Annotated in this window: 13 protein-coding genes; 8 read left to right on the top strand and 5 right to left on the bottom strand. The window is 42.3% G+C overall.

The window, feature by feature from the left end; translation table 11 throughout:
* Window positions 1-384: 384 nt before the first annotated feature.
* Complete coding sequence (locus tag AAEY93_RS10105; protein ID WP_335688326.1) at window positions 385-2,109, top strand: hypothetical protein; 1,725 nt, start codon at window positions 385-387, stop codon at window positions 2,107-2,109.
* 164 nt (window positions 2,110-2,273) lie between these two features.
* On the opposite strand, the gene AAEY93_RS10110 is transcribed toward AAEY93_RS10105, so the two are convergent.
* A complete protein-coding gene (locus tag AAEY93_RS10110; RefSeq protein ID WP_124013509.1) occupies window positions 2,274-3,164 on the bottom strand; it encodes a phospholipase A in 891 nt (296 codons plus the stop codon).
* 282 nt (window positions 3,165-3,446) lie between these two features.
* Between AAEY93_RS10110 and cobA the strand changes: the two genes are divergently transcribed.
* The 7 genes from cobA (at window position 3,447) to AAEY93_RS10145 (ending at window position 10,932) form a co-directional block, all read left to right on the top strand.
* The gene (cobA, locus tag AAEY93_RS10115) at window positions 3,447-4,265 is read left to right on the top strand and encodes a uroporphyrinogen-III C-methyltransferase (protein WP_124013510.1); all 819 of its coding nucleotides are present in this window, start codon (window positions 3,447-3,449) and stop codon (window positions 4,263-4,265) included.
* Window positions 4,266-4,318: 53 nt separating this feature from the next.
* Window positions 4,319-5,227, top strand: coding sequence for a sulfate adenylyltransferase subunit CysD (cysD, locus tag AAEY93_RS10120; protein WP_335688322.1), 909 nt, complete (start codon window positions 4,319-4,321; stop codon window positions 5,225-5,227).
* A gap of 60 nt (window positions 5,228-5,287) precedes the next feature.
* The gene (cysN, locus tag AAEY93_RS10125) at window positions 5,288-6,748 is read left to right on the top strand and encodes a sulfate adenylyltransferase subunit CysN (protein WP_351076606.1); all 1,461 of its coding nucleotides are present in this window, start codon (window positions 5,288-5,290) and stop codon (window positions 6,746-6,748) included.
* 3 nt (window positions 6,749-6,751) lie between these two features.
* Window positions 6,752-8,476 carry an SLC13 family permease gene (locus AAEY93_RS10130; RefSeq protein ID WP_351076609.1) on the top strand — a complete coding sequence of 575 codons (1,725 nt, stop codon included), beginning with the start codon at window positions 6,752-6,754 and terminating at the stop codon, window positions 8,474-8,476.
* 45 nt (window positions 8,477-8,521) lie between these two features.
* Entirely contained in the window at window positions 8,522-9,145 is a 624-nt protein-coding gene (cysC, locus tag AAEY93_RS10135; RefSeq protein WP_351076612.1) for an adenylyl-sulfate kinase, read from the top strand.
* Between the two features lie 258 nt (window positions 9,146-9,403).
* Window positions 9,404-10,327 (top strand): hypothetical protein, encoded by a 924-nt coding sequence (locus AAEY93_RS10140; protein ID WP_351076615.1) that lies wholly within the window; start codon window positions 9,404-9,406, stop codon window positions 10,325-10,327.
* Window positions 10,324-10,932: a DUF1240 domain-containing protein gene (locus AAEY93_RS10145; RefSeq protein WP_351076618.1), complete on the top strand. Its 609-nt coding sequence runs from the start codon at window positions 10,324-10,326 to the stop codon at window positions 10,930-10,932. Before AAEY93_RS10140 ends, AAEY93_RS10145 begins: the two co-directional genes overlap by 4 nt.
* A 110-nt stretch (window positions 10,933-11,042) precedes the next feature.
* Here AAEY93_RS10145 and AAEY93_RS10150 read toward each other — a convergent pair whose 3' ends face one another.
* The 4 genes from AAEY93_RS10150 to AAEY93_RS10165 form a co-directional block, all read right to left on the bottom strand.
* A complete protein-coding gene (locus AAEY93_RS10150) occupies window positions 11,043-12,209 on the bottom strand; it encodes a membrane dipeptidase (RefSeq protein WP_351076621.1) in 1,167 nt (388 codons plus the stop codon).
* 27 nt (window positions 12,210-12,236) lie between these two features.
* On the bottom strand, window positions 12,237-12,692 hold the full coding sequence (locus tag AAEY93_RS10155; protein ID WP_351076623.1) for a SufE family protein: 456 nt from the start codon (window positions 12,690-12,692) through the stop codon (window positions 12,237-12,239).
* A 65-nt stretch (window positions 12,693-12,757) separates the two neighbouring features.
* Window positions 12,758-14,017, bottom strand: coding sequence for an aminotransferase class V-fold PLP-dependent enzyme (locus tag AAEY93_RS10160; protein WP_351076626.1), 1,260 nt, complete (start codon window positions 14,015-14,017; stop codon window positions 12,758-12,760).
* A 114-nt stretch (window positions 14,018-14,131) separates the two neighbouring features.
* Entirely contained in the window at window positions 14,132-15,172 is a 1,041-nt protein-coding gene (locus AAEY93_RS10165; protein ID WP_351076629.1) for an NADP(H)-dependent aldo-keto reductase, read from the bottom strand.
* Window positions 15,173-15,269: the final 97 nt, after the last annotated feature.

Consider the following 15,269-nt stretch of genomic DNA (forward strand, 5'->3'; position numbering starts at 1 on the left):
GAGCACATTGATTGACTTGTTAGCGTATAAGTAATCGATTCGGTTGTTCCCGATAACTCAGCGGTTTGAGTTATCGGGAGATCAGATGTTTGAATTATTTCCTGCTTAATGCTTGTTGATTTTCACTTTTATCTCGTCAAATTCCCTCTCAAAACTCGTTAGATAATAAGCTGTCTTTTTGGCGTATTGGTTTTTTACAGGTGCGGTTTTCAGGATAAATATCCCCCAAAAGGTAACATCTAATGCGCTTATTAATATTTAATGCTAAATTAATCCGCAGTTTATCGGTGTAATCGATAATACTTATCCCAAAAAGATAATAAATGTTTAAACGCTAACTCATTTCAAGGAAGAGTTAACAATAATATAAATTGGAGTTTATAGATGAATAAAATGGCAATTGCTGCTGTGGTATTGGCTGTTGGTGCTGGTGGATATTTTCTGTCGCAACAAGGGACGTCAGTGGTTAAAAACGACCCAATGTTGGACTATATCCCTGCTGATACATTAGCGTTTTCTGGGCAGTTAGTGCCATTTCCATTAAAGGATTATTTGTATAGCATTGCCGGTAATTATCAAGCTTATGATAAGGATAAAATGTTGTCGCTCGATGATAGCTCATCAGCTCAAGAGCGCTTTTTTGTCAGTTTATATAAGCAATACATGACTGTGTTGCCTAACCCTGAGACCTTGCTATCAACATACGGTTTAGCGGATTCAATTAAGAGTTATTTTTATACTTTAGGCGCATTGCCGGTAATGAAAATTGAGATCAGCAATCCTGCAGCATTCTGGGCGGAATTAGATCGCGCCGAGCAGGAAAGCGGCTTAACTCACACCATGGGCAAGTCGGGTAATGTTGAATATCGTGGTTATGCATTAACCGATGTTGATGAAAAAGAACACGCTGAGGTTGTATTTTCCGTTAAAGATGGCTGGTTAACGGTGACCTTGAATACGTCATTAAACACCCCTCAATTACTTGAAACCGCGTTGGGTGAGAAGAAAGTTGAGCACCCTATTAGCGAAACGACCCTGTTGCAAGACATTGCCAATACTCATGGTTTTATGCAAAACAGTATTAGCTTTATTAACCATGTTGAATTGGTCAAAGGGTTAACGTCGACAGACGGCAATATGCTGGCCAAGCAAATGACCAAAATGATTGAAATACAGGGTGAAGATCCATTTGCGGAGTTAAAGACGCCAACTTGCCAGAGTGAGTTTTCGGCGATTGCGGCCAATTGGCCACGCAGTGTGATGGGACTCAACTCATACTCAATTACCCGCGAAGAAAGCACTATCGATGCGGCCGTGGTGATTGAAAGTAACAATCAAGTGATTTTGTCTGCCTTAAATAAAATGCGTGGTTTTGTACCATCATTTGCCAGTAACGGTCATGACAATATCTTATCAGTTGCGTTTGGGCTTGATGTGAAGCAATTAGCTCCAGCATTGAATGAAGTATGGAAAGATTTACAAACACCGCAATATCAATGTACTGCACTGGCTCAAATGCAATCAGAGTTAAGTGAGCTCAATCCAGCGATGCTTGGCATGATGGCTGGTATGGCGAATGGTGTTAAAGGCATTAGTGTGACGCTAGCAGATTACCAGTTGACCGAGAAAAATGGCCAGCCTAGCTTTGAAAAGCTAGATGCATTGATAAGCGTTTCGGCTGATAAGCCGATGATGTTAGTGGATATGATGAGGCCATTTTATCCACCGCTGGCAAATGTGGACTTAAAAGATAATGGTGATCCGGTCGACATTACCCCCATGTTAATGTTACCGCCTGAATTAGGTGTTAGCGCTAAATTAGCCATCAAAGGTAATCATTTAGTGGCTTATACTGGCGATAGAGGTACAGAGTTAGCTGATTTGATGTTTAAGCAAACTCTTGAGTCTAATGGGTTTGTTAACTTATCTGTTGATTATCAGAAAATGTTTGCCCCATTAGTCGATATGGTAGAAATGAGTGGCGAACCGATGCCAGAAGAGTTGCTGATGTTAAAAGACTACAATATGCGTTTACAGATGTCGGTAGACTTTACCGATAAAGGCTTAGTGATTGGCTCTATAGTAAACAGCAAAGCCAGTGCTAAGTAGCTTCTGTTAACCGCTTTTATTAAGGCTGTTTCGCTAAAGCGACGTAAACCACAAGATGGTTAACGAAACTAAAAAGGTGACCCAATGGTCACCTTTTTTTATGTGGCACACATGCCACTTTAGTGTTGATCACTTGCGGATTTAATCGACGTTAATCGCGTATGTTATAGAATGTCATTTAACGCAATACCAATACCAACACGCTGATTATGATGATTATAGTCAATTAAGCTTTCACCATAACCATTAAAGTACTGAGTATAAATACGTAATGTACCAATAATCGGATAACTCCAAGTCAATTCGACAGCGCCGCGATTGGTATCGCGTAAGTTGTTACGCAGTAGCATGGTAAAACGATGCTCATTTAAGCCGTAAACTCCGGTTAATTCAAAGTTGCCCATATAGCGGTTGATATCAGGGTTATCATCACCTTTAGCAACATTAATGTTTTCTTTTTCATCTTCTGGTAGACGCCACCACACTCTAAGCCCCAGTGCGAATGGACCACGGTCAAATACCGCACTGCCATAAATTCGGTTCCAGCTGCGTGACAATTGATTGGTCTGGCCATTAGACTGGTGTACCGCGCCAATGCCTAAAAATGAGTTAGTAAAACCGCCAATTTTCCAATCATTATTAAATAACATAAACACTTCAGGTTCGTGGTTAGTTTCACGAAACGGAGACGACGCATCTTCGTTATAAACCTGCCAATAAGATTGATTGGTGTAGGCAAAGAACAAATGGCCATTATCACCAAAAACGTTATACATAATTGGAAATTTAAAACTGATTTGAAACTTTGCTTCTAAGTTATCAATGGTGAAGTCTTCATCTGGATATTTACTCTCAAATGGCAATGCGTTAGTGCGGGTTTGGTAAGTCACTGGTAGAAGGTAATTGGCCTTGTGCGGGGTGATCACAAACGGCTTTTCAGATGTGGCGAGTTCTCCTTTTACGCGCTCGTCGACTAATGAAACTTCTGCAATGGCGATCGTACTATAGCCAAGTAACAACAGCGAGAGTCCAACATATTGAGTGATTTTTATCATTGCAGTATCCATAAGCATAATTATTGGTTTAATTTTAATATCATTCTTAGAAACAGTATTTTTCGATAGTCATTGTTATCAATTGTCAGAGATTTGTCGAATTAAGTTAACATTTTTTCATTCTAGCCCTTAATTCAACCCGTATTAGCCTGTCAAATGGAGTAAACGACCAACAAACCGCTTTATATGCTATTTAGTTATAAAAACTAACTATAAACTATTGTATATGGAATATGGAAAACGCTATATTTGTATATGGTCAAATATCTTAAGGTTAATGTGATGGAATTAGTATCGATGCCGGGGCAACAAGCCAAAGGCAAAGTGTGGTTAGTCGGCGCAGGTCCTGGCGACGTTGAGCTGCTAACACTAAAAGCCTATCGCATCCTAAAGAATGCCGATGCAGTGTTATATGACGCATTAGTCAGCCAAGATATTTTAGATTTAATCCCCAGTCATGCTGAAAAAATTGCCGTGGGTAAGCGCGCAGGTAAACACAGCGCAGCCCAAGATGAAATTAATCAGTTGTTGGTGACCAAAGCATTCACCCGTAGAAATGTAGTGCGCTTAAAAGGTGGCGATCCGTTTATTTTTGGCAGGGGCGGCGAAGAGTTACAAATCTTAGTCGCAGCGGGTATTGCTTTTGAAGTAGTTCCTGGCATTACCGCCGCCAGCGGTACGTCGGCTTATGCTGGTATTCCGCTAACGCATCGTGATTATGCTCAAGGTGTCACCTTTATTACCGGTCACTGCCAGTTAGCGAGTCGCCCTATGGATTGGCACGGTTATGCTAATTCCAACAATACCTTAGTGGTCTATATGGGCATATTAAACGCCAATATTATCAGTGAAGGTTTGATCAATGCTGGTCGTAGTGCTGAGACGCCCGTGGCAATCGTGTCTAACGCAACCACCTCATCACAACAGCGGTTTATGGGTAAGTTAGGTGAACTGGCTCAACTAGCCGCAGATCCTGCTTTGCAGATGCCTGCGCTGATGATTATCGGTGAAGTTGTTGAATTAGCGGAGAGCTTGAATTGGTTTGATCCCGTCACTGCGCAACAAAAAACAGATTTAGACACAGTCGCTAAAGCGCTGTAGTCGATTAATTTAACCCGCTGCGATGCAGCAATATTAGCTAATGGAGAATCATCATGGCAGGCCGTTCGTTAAGCCATTTACAACAACTGGAAGCAGAGAGCATCCAGATCATCCGTGAAGTTGCAGCTGAGTTTGGTAACCCTGTGATGCTTTATTCTATTGGTAAAGACTCATCTGTTATGCTGCATCTTGCGCGCAAAGCATTTTACCCAGGCAAAATTCCATTCCCATTATTGCATGTCAATACGGGGTGGAAATTCAAAGAGATGATCGCTTTTCGTGATGCGCAAGCTAAAGCATTTGGTTTTGAGCTACTGACTCACACTAACCAAGAAGGCGTTGAACAAGGTGTTGGTCCATTTACCCATGGTAGTGCTAAACATACCGACATCATGAAAACCCAAGCGCTAAAGCAAGCCTTAAATCAATATGGATTTGATGCCGCTTTTGGTGGCGCACGTCGAGATGAAGAGAAATCCCGTGCCAAAGAGCGGGTGTATTCGTTCCGTGATAAGCACCACCGCTGGGATCCTAAAAACCAACGTCCAGAATTATGGCGCACCTATAACGGCGCGGTAAATAAAGGCGAAAGCATTCGGGTGTTCCCATTATCTAACTGGACTGAGCTTGATATTTGGCAGTATATCTACCAAGAGAATATCGAAATCGTACCGTTATATTTTGCCGCCCCTCGCACCGTGGTGAACAAAGGCGGCCAGCTGATCTTAAAAGACGATGATCGTATGCCAATCGAAGCCGGCGATGTTGAATCGGTTGAGCGGGTTCGTTTTAGAACCTTAGGTTGTTATCCACTAACGGCGGCGATGCCATCAGAAGCCGATAGCTTAGAAAAAATTATTGAAGAGATGCTGTTAACTCGCTCAAGTGAACGTCAAGGTCGCTTAATTGATTCAGACCAAAGTGCTTCAATGGAGGAGAAAAAGCGTCAAGGCTATTTCTAAGTAATTGAATATGGTTGTTTTATCGACCCAGCATGCGAACGAATTTGAGTGAGAAAGATTATGGACCAAGCAACAAAGAATACCGACCGTATGGCCGCAGAGATCCAGCTGCACGGCGTAAAAGAATATTTAGCATTACAACAAAATAAAGGCTTATTGCGTTTTTTAACCTGTGGCAGTGTCGATGATGGTAAAAGTACCCTTATTGGGCGTTTATTGCATGACAGCGCGCAAATTTATGAAGATCAGCTCGCAAGCTTAAAAAGTGATAGCGCTAAAATGGGCACCACTGGCGAAGCCATTGACCTTGCGTTATTGGTAGATGGTTTACAAGCTGAGCGTGAGCAGGGCATTACTATCGATGTGGCTTATCGTTATTTTTCCAGTGAAAAACGTAAGTTTATTATTGCTGATACCCCTGGCCATGAACAATACACGCGTAACATGGCAACGGGTGCGTCAAACTGCGATTTAGCGGTCATTTTGGTTGATGCGCGTTATGGGGTGCAAACCCAAACTAAACGCCATGCATTTATTGCCTCATTATTAGGTTTACGTCACTTTGTCGTAGCCGTGAATAAGATGGACTTGGTTGGCTTTGATCAAACGGTGTTTGACCAAATCCAAGCTGATTTTACTGATTTTGTGAAAGGTGTTTGTGATACAGAAAATGGCGGTGATTTAGATATTCACTATGTGCCCTTGTCGGCCTTAAATGGTGATAACGTGGTCAACCCTAGTACTCAATGTGATTGGTATCAAGGTGGCACATTACTTGAGCTGCTTGAAACTATCGATACACAGCGTGAACTGAGCGAGCTACCGGTACGTTTTCCGGTGCAGTACGTATTACGACCTAACTTAGATTTTCGTGGTTTCTCTGGCACGTTAGCGTCAGGCATCATTAAAGTGGGTGACGAATTAGTCGCATTGCCATCGGGCAAGCGCAGTAAAATTGAACGTATTGTCACCTTTGACGGTGATTTACCCGAAGCCGTAGCAGGTCAAGCAATCACCATTACCCTTGAAGATGAGATTGATATTTCACGTGGTGATTTATTGGCTCACCCGGCGACCGCGCCAGAAATGGCTAACCACATAGTAGCGGACCTAGTGTGGATGGATGAAAAGCCATTACAAATCGGTCAGTTATATGATGTGAAAGTGGCGGGTAAGAAAACCCAAGCGGTGGTAAGCGCAATTGAATACATTACCGATGTCAATACGCTTGAGCGCAGTGCAGCAAGCACATTAAGCCTAAATACCATCGCTCGGGTTAAGTTAGATTTAACCGAATCGGTTGTGTTAGATGCCTATAGCTTAGTACGTGATACCGGTGGAATGATTTTAATTGATCGTTTGTCCAATGCCACTGTTGCTGCCGCTATGGTCGTCAGTGGTCATCAAGGTGACAAGCAAACCAACACTGAGTTTAGTGCATTCGAAGTCGAATTTAATGCGTTAGTGCGTAAGCATTATCCGCATTGGAATGCGCGCGATATCAGCGTACTTGGAAAATAATTAATGAGCGAAATATGGTTGTTAGCGATTATCTTGTTAGCGCTGGTCGGTGGGCTTCTTGCTGGGCTTGCAAAACCGGCCGCCATGTTTTTTTTCGCTTCGTTAATTTGTTATATCCTTGGGCTAGTTGACTTAAATGTAGCACTTGGCAGCTTTACTAATAACGGACTGATCACTTTAGTGCTGTTAGTACTGGCGGCCACAGCACTTGAGAAAACCTCATTACTGGGCAAATTAAGCCAAGTCATTGGCAAAGGCTCGTTATTTTCCACATTAGCGAAGTTAGGTATATCGACAGCCTTATTATCATCGTTTACCAATAATACTGCGGTCGTCGCCTCGTTAATCGGTGTGGTGCGCCGTAATCAAGCACATGCGCCTTCTAAGTTGTTATTGCCATTAAACTACGCGGCAATTTTGGGCGGTACATTAACCCTAATTGGCACCTCTACGAGTCTAATTGTTAACTCTTTTGTTGAAAATGCGGGCCTTGAGCCGCTCGGTTTTTTTGAGTTTTCACAAGTCGGCGCATTAGTGGTCATAAGTGGTTTAGTTGTGTTAACCATCATGGCTAACTTTTTACCCGATAGACGTGAAGAATCCGAAGATGAGTCTTTACCTTATCTATTGGAAGCTCATGTGGCCAAAACTTCTACCCTAGTGGGTAAGAGCGTGATAGATAACCGTTTGCGGGCACTTAAAAAACTGTATTTAGTTGAGTTAGAGCGCAGTGGGATCCGTATCTGTCCAGTGCCGCCGCAAATGGTGCTGCAAGCCGATGACGTTTTACGTTTTAGCGGTGCGGTTGAGTCGGTTGAGCTGTTACATCAGTTTGACGGTTTAGAATGGTTTGGTAAGCAGCACGCAAAAGGTCAAAATCTGGTTGAAGCCGTGCTAGCGCCATCATCAAGTTTAGTAGGGACAAGCTTAAAAGATTCGCGCTTTCGTGAAGTCTTTGATGCTGCCGTGATGGCTATTCGTCGAGGTCATCTGCCGTTAAAAGGTGGACTAGGCGATGTGGTGTTACAACCCGGTGACGTATTACTGCTCACCCCAGGCGACCGTTTTTCTAAATGTCCTAATTTAACCACCGACTTTGCGGCTATCAGTGGCTTAGAGTTAAGTGTCCGTTTAGATGAAAAACGCGGTAGCTGGGTGCTTGTTGGGTTTGCATTAACCATTTTGGCGAGCATTTTCGATGTATTACCATTAGCCAAAGGCTTAGTTTTATTGTTACTCAGCTATGTGGCTATTGGTGCGATAACCTTAAGTGAGCTTAAACGTCGCTTTCCGTTAGAACTGGTGGTGATCGTAGGAAGTGCCTTAGGGTTAGCTAACTTAATGGTCACAACCGGCCTAGCAGACATCATGGCGCAAGCGTTGTTAAGTGTGTTTAATGGTTATGGTGTGTTTGCCGCCTTTGTTGGGATTTATCTGATTACCTTAATTGTTACCGAGTTAATTACCAACAACGCCGCCGCCGCACTTGCATTTCCGGTAGCTTACGCGGTTGCCACCAGCTTTGGCGCGGATCCACGTCCGTTTATTATGGCGGTGGTATTTGGGGCCAGTGCGAGCTTTATATCGCCTTACGGCTATCAAACTAACCTAATGGTATTTAATGCCGGTAATTATAAATTAAGCGACTTTGTTCGCTTAGGTTTACCGTTATCAATAGTGTATTCCTTAGTGGTTATTTTTTCGATCCCGTATTTTTTCCCGTTTTAACAAAGAATTTTAGTGTGGTGTAATAACCACTCGATAGGAGTAGTGATGAGCAATATTGTTTGGCATCAACATGCCATTGACCAAGCTGCCCGTGGCGCCCAAAAAGGCCAAAACCCAGTATTATTATGGTTTACCGGGCTATCAGGCTCAGGTAAATCAACCCTTGCAGGTGCATTAGAGCGGGCGTTATTTGAATACGGTTTTCATACCTATTTACTTGATGGTGATAATGTTCGTCATGGTCTGTGTAAAGATTTAGGCTTTAGCCTTGAAGATCGCGATGAAAATTTACGTCGTGTCGGTGAAGTGGCTAAATTGATGGTTGATTCAGGCTTAGTGGTGTTGTCGGCGTTTATTTCACCGACCCGCGAAGAACGTGATCGCGTCAGGGCGTTATTCCCACAAGGACAATTTGTTGAAGTACATGTGTCTACGCCATTGAGCGTGTGCGAATCACGCGACACCAAAGGCTTGTATGCCAAAGCTCGAAAGGGAGAGATTAGCAACTTTACTGGCATTTCATCACCTTACGAAGTGCCAGGATCTGCGGAGTTAACCATAGATACCAGCAAAGGTGATCTCGATACTCAGGTGAATGGTTTACTGGCTTACTTAAAAGCGATTGAAGTGCTTAATCCACCGAGAGAAATCGCTGGCGCAGGGATTTAAACGGCACTAAATCGACAATTAAATCGAGAATAATAAAAGGGCTGATGTGCTATATAACATCAGCCCTTTTAGTTTTATGTCATCGCAACTATAACCGTTATGAAGTTACTGAGTGATAGACTTTCATTTAGAGAAATTTCTCAGCACATTATATAAGGTGTATTGGTTAGTTTAACTAGCTATTTGGGGTAGATTAAACTTTACCTAATCTAAGATACAATATCGTTCTAAAGGAGTTAATTAAAATAAGGATATTACATGTCTGCTTATGCCAATCGTGCGATCAATGATTATCAAAGAAAGAAAAAGCTTGCTAAAGCACTTTCTGAAAATGAATACCAACTGGTACAAATGAACTCGGCTGAGTTTATCGAACTTTATATTAGTCATAAACAAAAACAAGGTATGACTAGGGCTGATGCTATTGAGGATCTGGGTATAGTTATTTCCCAGTCCTCGCTTATTGGTAAGCAATTTTGGGATAAGCATAATGCTAAAATAAAAACTGGTAGTGGATTGATCCCCTTGATGACAGATATAGTCGCCCTGAGTGCTCTGGCTATTGAGATGAAACGAGGTGGGAGTGCCTTTAGTGCTTTTAAGACCGTGACCTATTCAGGTCAACCTTACGTTGTTTTTCAAGGGTATGCTCGTTTAAGGAGAGATTTAACCGGCAGTCGTTATTTGGCTAACAATCCCAAAGTTATTTCATTGGGGATTGGTAAATTGGGTGCTTTAAAATCTATTACTCAGGGTAGTATTCTTACCATACTGATTTCTGGTGCATTTTACTCTTTAGAGCAAATGATGAATGATACCAAAACTTGGCGTCATTTTGTTGGTGGAATGGCCGTTGATATTGCAGTTGTCTCTGCTAGTTCATTGATTACATGGTCATTTATAGTTGGTTTTGGTTTGGCTACTACGCTAACAATTGGTTCAATGGTAGTAATTGTAGTTGTCGGTGCAGTTCTTGCTTTCGTGACTAATTTATTTATTGATACTAATTATTGGTCAGATAAAATAAGCCAATCATTGTTATTGGCTGAAAAAAATCTTATTAGCAATGGGGATAAATTTAGCGCTGAGACTAATCGTTTAATCGATGATTATGACAATGACCCTATACGCTTTTTACATAAACTATTTAATATTCCTTATTTTCATGGAAGCCTAAAATGAGTGATAATTCAGATATTATTCACGATGAATATAGTGATAAAAAGAGGTATAAATTCTTAGCCATATTCTTAATTTTTTTATGTTGCCTGGGTATTTATGGTACTTTTTTAGGATTCATAGAAGAATACGGTATATTAAAACAGATTCATGAAAAGGCTATTTATATCGGGCATAGAAGCTTTGCTATTGGTGCGTTTTGGGTGGTGCCATTTTTGATTGTATCTTGTTATTTACTGTACCTAAGATTAGTGAATAAACTGACTATTCAAGTGCAGATGTGGCTTGTTAAAACAGCCGGATTTGGATTGGTTGCTTGGTTTTTGACTTGTAGTGTTTATGGTTTTTGGCTTGATTCACACCTCAGAATAAATGGTTATACTCATTGTTATTGGTATGATTCTCCAGCTCGAGGCAGTCCAACGATTTGGGTTGAATCAGAGCGTTTTTGCCAGAAGAGAGCTTCAAATACTCGGATTGAATTATTTAACTATTTTGACCAGCAAGATGCATTAAATCGTAAACCAACAGATAAAGAGTTAAATGCAGAGATAAAAAATATTGTTGAAAATAGTATTTTTTATAAATATCAGAATGATCTGCTTTAGTATTGTATATAAATGGTAATCTAAATTTGATGTAGTGATTATCAAATTTAAAATAAATTACTTAAAAGCTGAGCTTAATGTTCAGCTTTTAAGTAACTTAATATTTAAATTTACACCAATACTTGTTTGAGGACTCTTTGCCAGTTTCCACCCATAAAACGATCGCGATCGGTCGATTTGAAACGAGCTTTTTTCAAGGCATCGTCGATGCGGCTCATGCGGTCGATACTGTTGAGCTCTGGAATCACTACATGCTTGGGTTCAACGTCAAAACCTAATACATTTTTGTCTTCTAAGCTGTGCCACCATTCTAAGTATTCTTTTATCCCTTCGCTGTTATCGTTATTTAACCCTAACAGGTTTTCTTGGCCACGAAGTGGGAAATCATTGGCGATGGCTACGCAATCAAAGCCGCCCACTTTGGCAATATAACCGAGTTGCCTGATGTAGTCTTCAATTGTGGGTGTCGGCTGGTTAGTCAGCCAAAAGCTCATCATAAATACCCCAAATACGCCGCCGCTATCGCCAATAGCGCGGATCACTTCATCGGGTGAGCAACGGGCATTGTTTACAATAGCGCGCGCAGCACCATGGCTTTGCACAATAGGAGACCGACTGGCTTTTGCTGTATCAAGGGCTGTTTGGGCGCTGGAGTGACTCACATCGATCAGGATATTTTTACGATTTAACTCTTCTATTAGTGATTGCCCTGCGGTGGTTAACGGGGGATTTAAACTCTTTAAGCCGTTATTATCTAATGCGCCACCCGCATAGCGATTACCATAATGGTGGGTTAGCTGCAGCACGCGTAAACCCTGCTGATGCAAACTGTCTAACAGTGGCCACTCATTGTTTGCTCCGTCATCTTCCACACAGTCGGCGCCTTGAATTTGAAAAAATACCGCAGTTTGTTGCTGTGCTCTTGCCTTGTTAATGTCTGCCCCCGTTTGCCCTTGCAGATACACGTCTGGATTGGCAATGACCGAGTTAGCCGCTTGCTTAATACTATTGATGCAGGCTTGATAAGTGCGTTTATAATTTATGGTGCCATCAGCTTGCTCAATCTTATCAATCGCTGAAATATCGGCAATAAAGGCATCGAGCTTTGAGGCTTTAACATCATTGATGTCGGTGGGTAAAAACGATAAACCATCGATGTACAAACGACGTGATTCAACTGCCCATGCTGGAAGCGAGCTTAAAGGGCTTAATAATGTGGCTGCTCCAAGGCCTTTTAAGATATGACGGCGAGCTTGGTTACAGACTTTTTGAGTCATTATTATTCCTTAGTGTTGGACAGTGTTTCAGGTACTAACATCATGTGTATAGGCAACGATGGCTTGCGCTAACGCAGTTAAACCATTGGTACGAGATGGACTTAGTTGGCCACTTAATCCAAGGCGGTCAAAATACTGTTTCACATCAAATTGGTGTATTTGCTCAGTGGTTTTACCTTGGCAGTTGGCCAGTAATAATCCAATTAAGCCTTTTACAATACGAGCATCACTATCGGCTAGATAAAAATGTTGCCCATTTAAGCGGTGATGATAGAGCCATGCTTGGCTTTCGCAGCCTTTTACTTGTGCATCCGCGTGCTTAAATTCTGCAGCCAATGGCGGTATTAACTTACCGAGTAGCATAATCTGGCGATACTTATCTTGCCAGTTATTGGCTTGTTCAATGAGGTTAACCGCTTCAATTAACTCATCCGATAAAGGCAAAAATAACAGCGGTGAAGGTGTGGCGCTTGGGTTTAACATGGTAATTCAATTAACCTCAGCGGTAGATAAAAAATGCATTTGGATCATCGTGTTGTGCTTTGGAACTATAACAATAACTCTTTTACGGCATTAAGTGCATGAATAAATTGATCAACATCTTGCTTATTAGTATAGATGCCAATCGATGCACGGCAACACCCGCCTAAATTAAGGCTAGCCATTAATGGCATGGCACAGTGATGACCACAGCGTACAGCAATCGCTTGTTGATCCAGTAAAATTCCCACATCTTGGTGGTGTTCACCCTTAATATTAAAGGCCACCGCAGCAATATTGGTCGCGTTTTTGTCGTTGGCAATGCCATACAATTCAATATCGCCAAGCTGTTGCAACTGCTGTTGTAAATACTGGATCAATTGTTGTTCGTGGACCCATAATTGCTCGCGGGGCAATTGTTGTAAAAAACGGATAGCAGCCCCGAGACCAATAACTTCTGCGATAGCGGGGGTGCCAGCTTCAAGGCGATTAGGTAATGGCCCATATTCAGTATACGCAAAACTGACGGTTTTGATCATCTCGCCGCCAGTGAGCATTGGCGTTAGTTGGTCTAATTGTTGATATCGACCATATAAAATTCCCACGCCTGTTGGCCCGTACATTTTATGGCCCGAAAACACATAAAAGTCACAATCAATTTTTTGCACATCAACGGATAAATGGGCTATGGCCTGGGCACCGTCCACTAAGGTTAACGCGCCAACGGCTTTGGCTTTTGCAACCAGTTCTTCGACGCAATTGACTGTCCCTAATGCATTTGACACATGACATATGGCAACCATTTTAGGCTTAAGCGTTAATAATCGGTCAAAAGCGGCCATATCCAGTTGCGCGTCTGCTGTCAGTGGGATGGGGGTTATCACCGCGCCAGTACGTTTTGCCAGTTCTTGCCAAGGCACAATATTGGCGTGGTGAGCCGCGGTATCAACTAGGATGACATCATTGGGTTTGAGTTGCGAGGTGAGTCCATAGGCCACCATATTGATCGATTCAGTGGTGCCATGGGTAAAAATAATCTCGTCTTGACGTTGGGCATTTATAAATTCAGCCACTTGTTGACGAACCGCTTCATATTGCTGAGTCGCCCGGGCTGACAGTTGATGGGCCGCTCGGTGCACATTGGCATTATTGAGTTGGTAGTACTCGGTCATTGCGTCAATCACAGCTTGTGGCTTTTGGCTGGTCGCTGCGGTGTCTAAGTAGCACAAAGGATAATCGCCAATGGTCTGTTTTAGCGCTGGAAATTGATCGCGTATCGCTTGATGATCAAATAAAACGGCAGACGGTGTTGACGATGCAGGCTTCATAAAATAAGGGTTTCTATACTGAAAAGAAAAGGCATCAAGATCTTCATTGATCTTGATGCCCATTGCAAGGGTTTGTGGCAATTAGCGTATTTGTTAAGCGGTTATGTCATTTGCCTAGGGACAAGGAAAACGATATAGCGCCGACAATTGATTAATTCTTAGCATCAGCTCGGCAGATAAACTGACTTTGTGGCTGTCGATATTTTGTTTTAGCTGATGTAAATCAGTGGCGCCAATAATGTTAGAGGCGACGAATTTGCGGCTATTAACAAACGCTAAGGCCATTTCGGTCGGAGATAAACTAAACTCACGGGCTAAATCGATATAAGCCTGAGTTGCTTCAAGGGCCATTGGCGTACTGTTATAGCGGGCAAAGCGTTTAAATACGGTTAAGCGTGCGCCTTCTGGCCACTGATTATTTTCATATTTACCGGTTAACGCGCCAAAGGCTAACGGCGAATAAGCTAATAACGGCACATCTTCACGATAGCCGATTTCAGACATGGCGATTTCGTAGCTGCGATTAAGCAAGTTGTACGGATTTTGCACGCTAATAATGCGCGGCAAATCGTGCTGTTCGGCTAATTTTAGGTATTTCATAAATCCCCAAGGGGTTTCATTAGAAATACCGATATAACGCACTTTACCTTGTTTAATAATTTCGGCTAAGGCTTCAAGGGTGTCTAAAATAGGGGTGTAATGTTCTTCGTCGTCATGCTCATACATCATTTCGCCGAAAAAGTTGGTGTTTCTATCGGGCCAATGCACTTGATACAAATCGATAGTGTCGATTTGTAAGCGTGATAATGAGTCGTCAACGGCTTGATGGATATTACGCCAATCGAGCGCCATATCGCTGCGTATGTAATCACCTTTACCACCAGGCGCGGCGATTTTAGTCGCAATAACTAAATTATCGCGGTTGCCTTGGGCTTTGAGGTAGTTACCTAAAATTCGTTCGGTGTCGCCCTGAGTTTCAGCTTTGGGTGGCACAGGGTACATTTCAGCGGTATCAATAAAGTTAACGCCTTGACCAATAGCATAATCGAGTTGAGCAAAAGCTTCGGCTTGGGAATTTTGTTCACCCCAAGTCATGGTGCCGAGGCAAATTTTACTGACCTCAAGGCTAGAATGCGCGATACGTTGGTATTCCATTATCATCCTCCTATGGAATGTGCTTGATCTGAGGCTAGCAAGCTTTTGCATCCTTGCAAAGCGCTATAAGACAGTACAAAGAAAGAGTGAGCAAAAA

It is taken from the genome of Shewanella sp. CAL98-MNA-CIBAN-0140 (assembly GCF_040309905.1).
GTDB classification, from domain to species: Bacteria; Pseudomonadota; Gammaproteobacteria; order Enterobacterales; family Shewanellaceae; genus Shewanella; species Shewanella psychromarinicola.

What these genes read in the sequence shown, in the direction of transcription:
- cysD (WP_335688322.1), top strand. Translation starts at nt 4,319, where the DNA reads ATGGCAGGCCGTTCGTTAAGCCATTTACAACAACTGGAAGCAGAGAGC.
- AAEY93_RS10145 (WP_351076618.1), top strand. Translation starts at nt 10,324, where the DNA reads ATGAGTGATAATTCAGATATTATTCACGATGAATATAGTGATAAAAAG.
- AAEY93_RS10140 (WP_351076615.1), top strand. Translation starts at nt 9,404, where the DNA reads ATGTCTGCTTATGCCAATCGTGCGATCAATGATTATCAAAGAAAGAAA.
- AAEY93_RS10155 (WP_351076623.1), bottom strand. Translation starts at nt 12,692, where the DNA reads ATGTTAAACCCAAGCGCCACACCTTCACCGCTGTTATTTTTGCCTTTA.
- AAEY93_RS10150 (WP_351076621.1), bottom strand. Translation starts at nt 12,209, where the DNA reads ATGACTCAAAAAGTCTGTAACCAAGCTCGCCGTCATATCTTAAAAGGC.
- cobA (WP_124013510.1), top strand. Translation starts at nt 3,447, where the DNA reads ATGGAATTAGTATCGATGCCGGGGCAACAAGCCAAAGGCAAAGTGTGG.
- cysC (WP_351076612.1), top strand. Translation starts at nt 8,522, where the DNA reads ATGAGCAATATTGTTTGGCATCAACATGCCATTGACCAAGCTGCCCGT.
- AAEY93_RS10160 (WP_351076626.1), bottom strand. Translation starts at nt 14,017, where the DNA reads ATGAAGCCTGCATCGTCAACACCGTCTGCCGTTTTATTTGATCATCAA.
- AAEY93_RS10105 (WP_335688326.1), top strand. Translation starts at nt 385, where the DNA reads ATGAATAAAATGGCAATTGCTGCTGTGGTATTGGCTGTTGGTGCTGGT.
- AAEY93_RS10130 (WP_351076609.1), top strand. Translation starts at nt 6,752, where the DNA reads ATGAGCGAAATATGGTTGTTAGCGATTATCTTGTTAGCGCTGGTCGGT.
- AAEY93_RS10110 (WP_124013509.1), bottom strand. Translation starts at nt 3,164, where the DNA reads ATGATAAAAATCACTCAATATGTTGGACTCTCGCTGTTGTTACTTGGC.
- AAEY93_RS10165 (WP_351076629.1), bottom strand. Translation starts at nt 15,172, where the DNA reads ATGGAATACCAACGTATCGCGCATTCTAGCCTTGAGGTCAGTAAAATT.
- cysN (WP_351076606.1), top strand. Translation starts at nt 5,288, where the DNA reads ATGGACCAAGCAACAAAGAATACCGACCGTATGGCCGCAGAGATCCAG.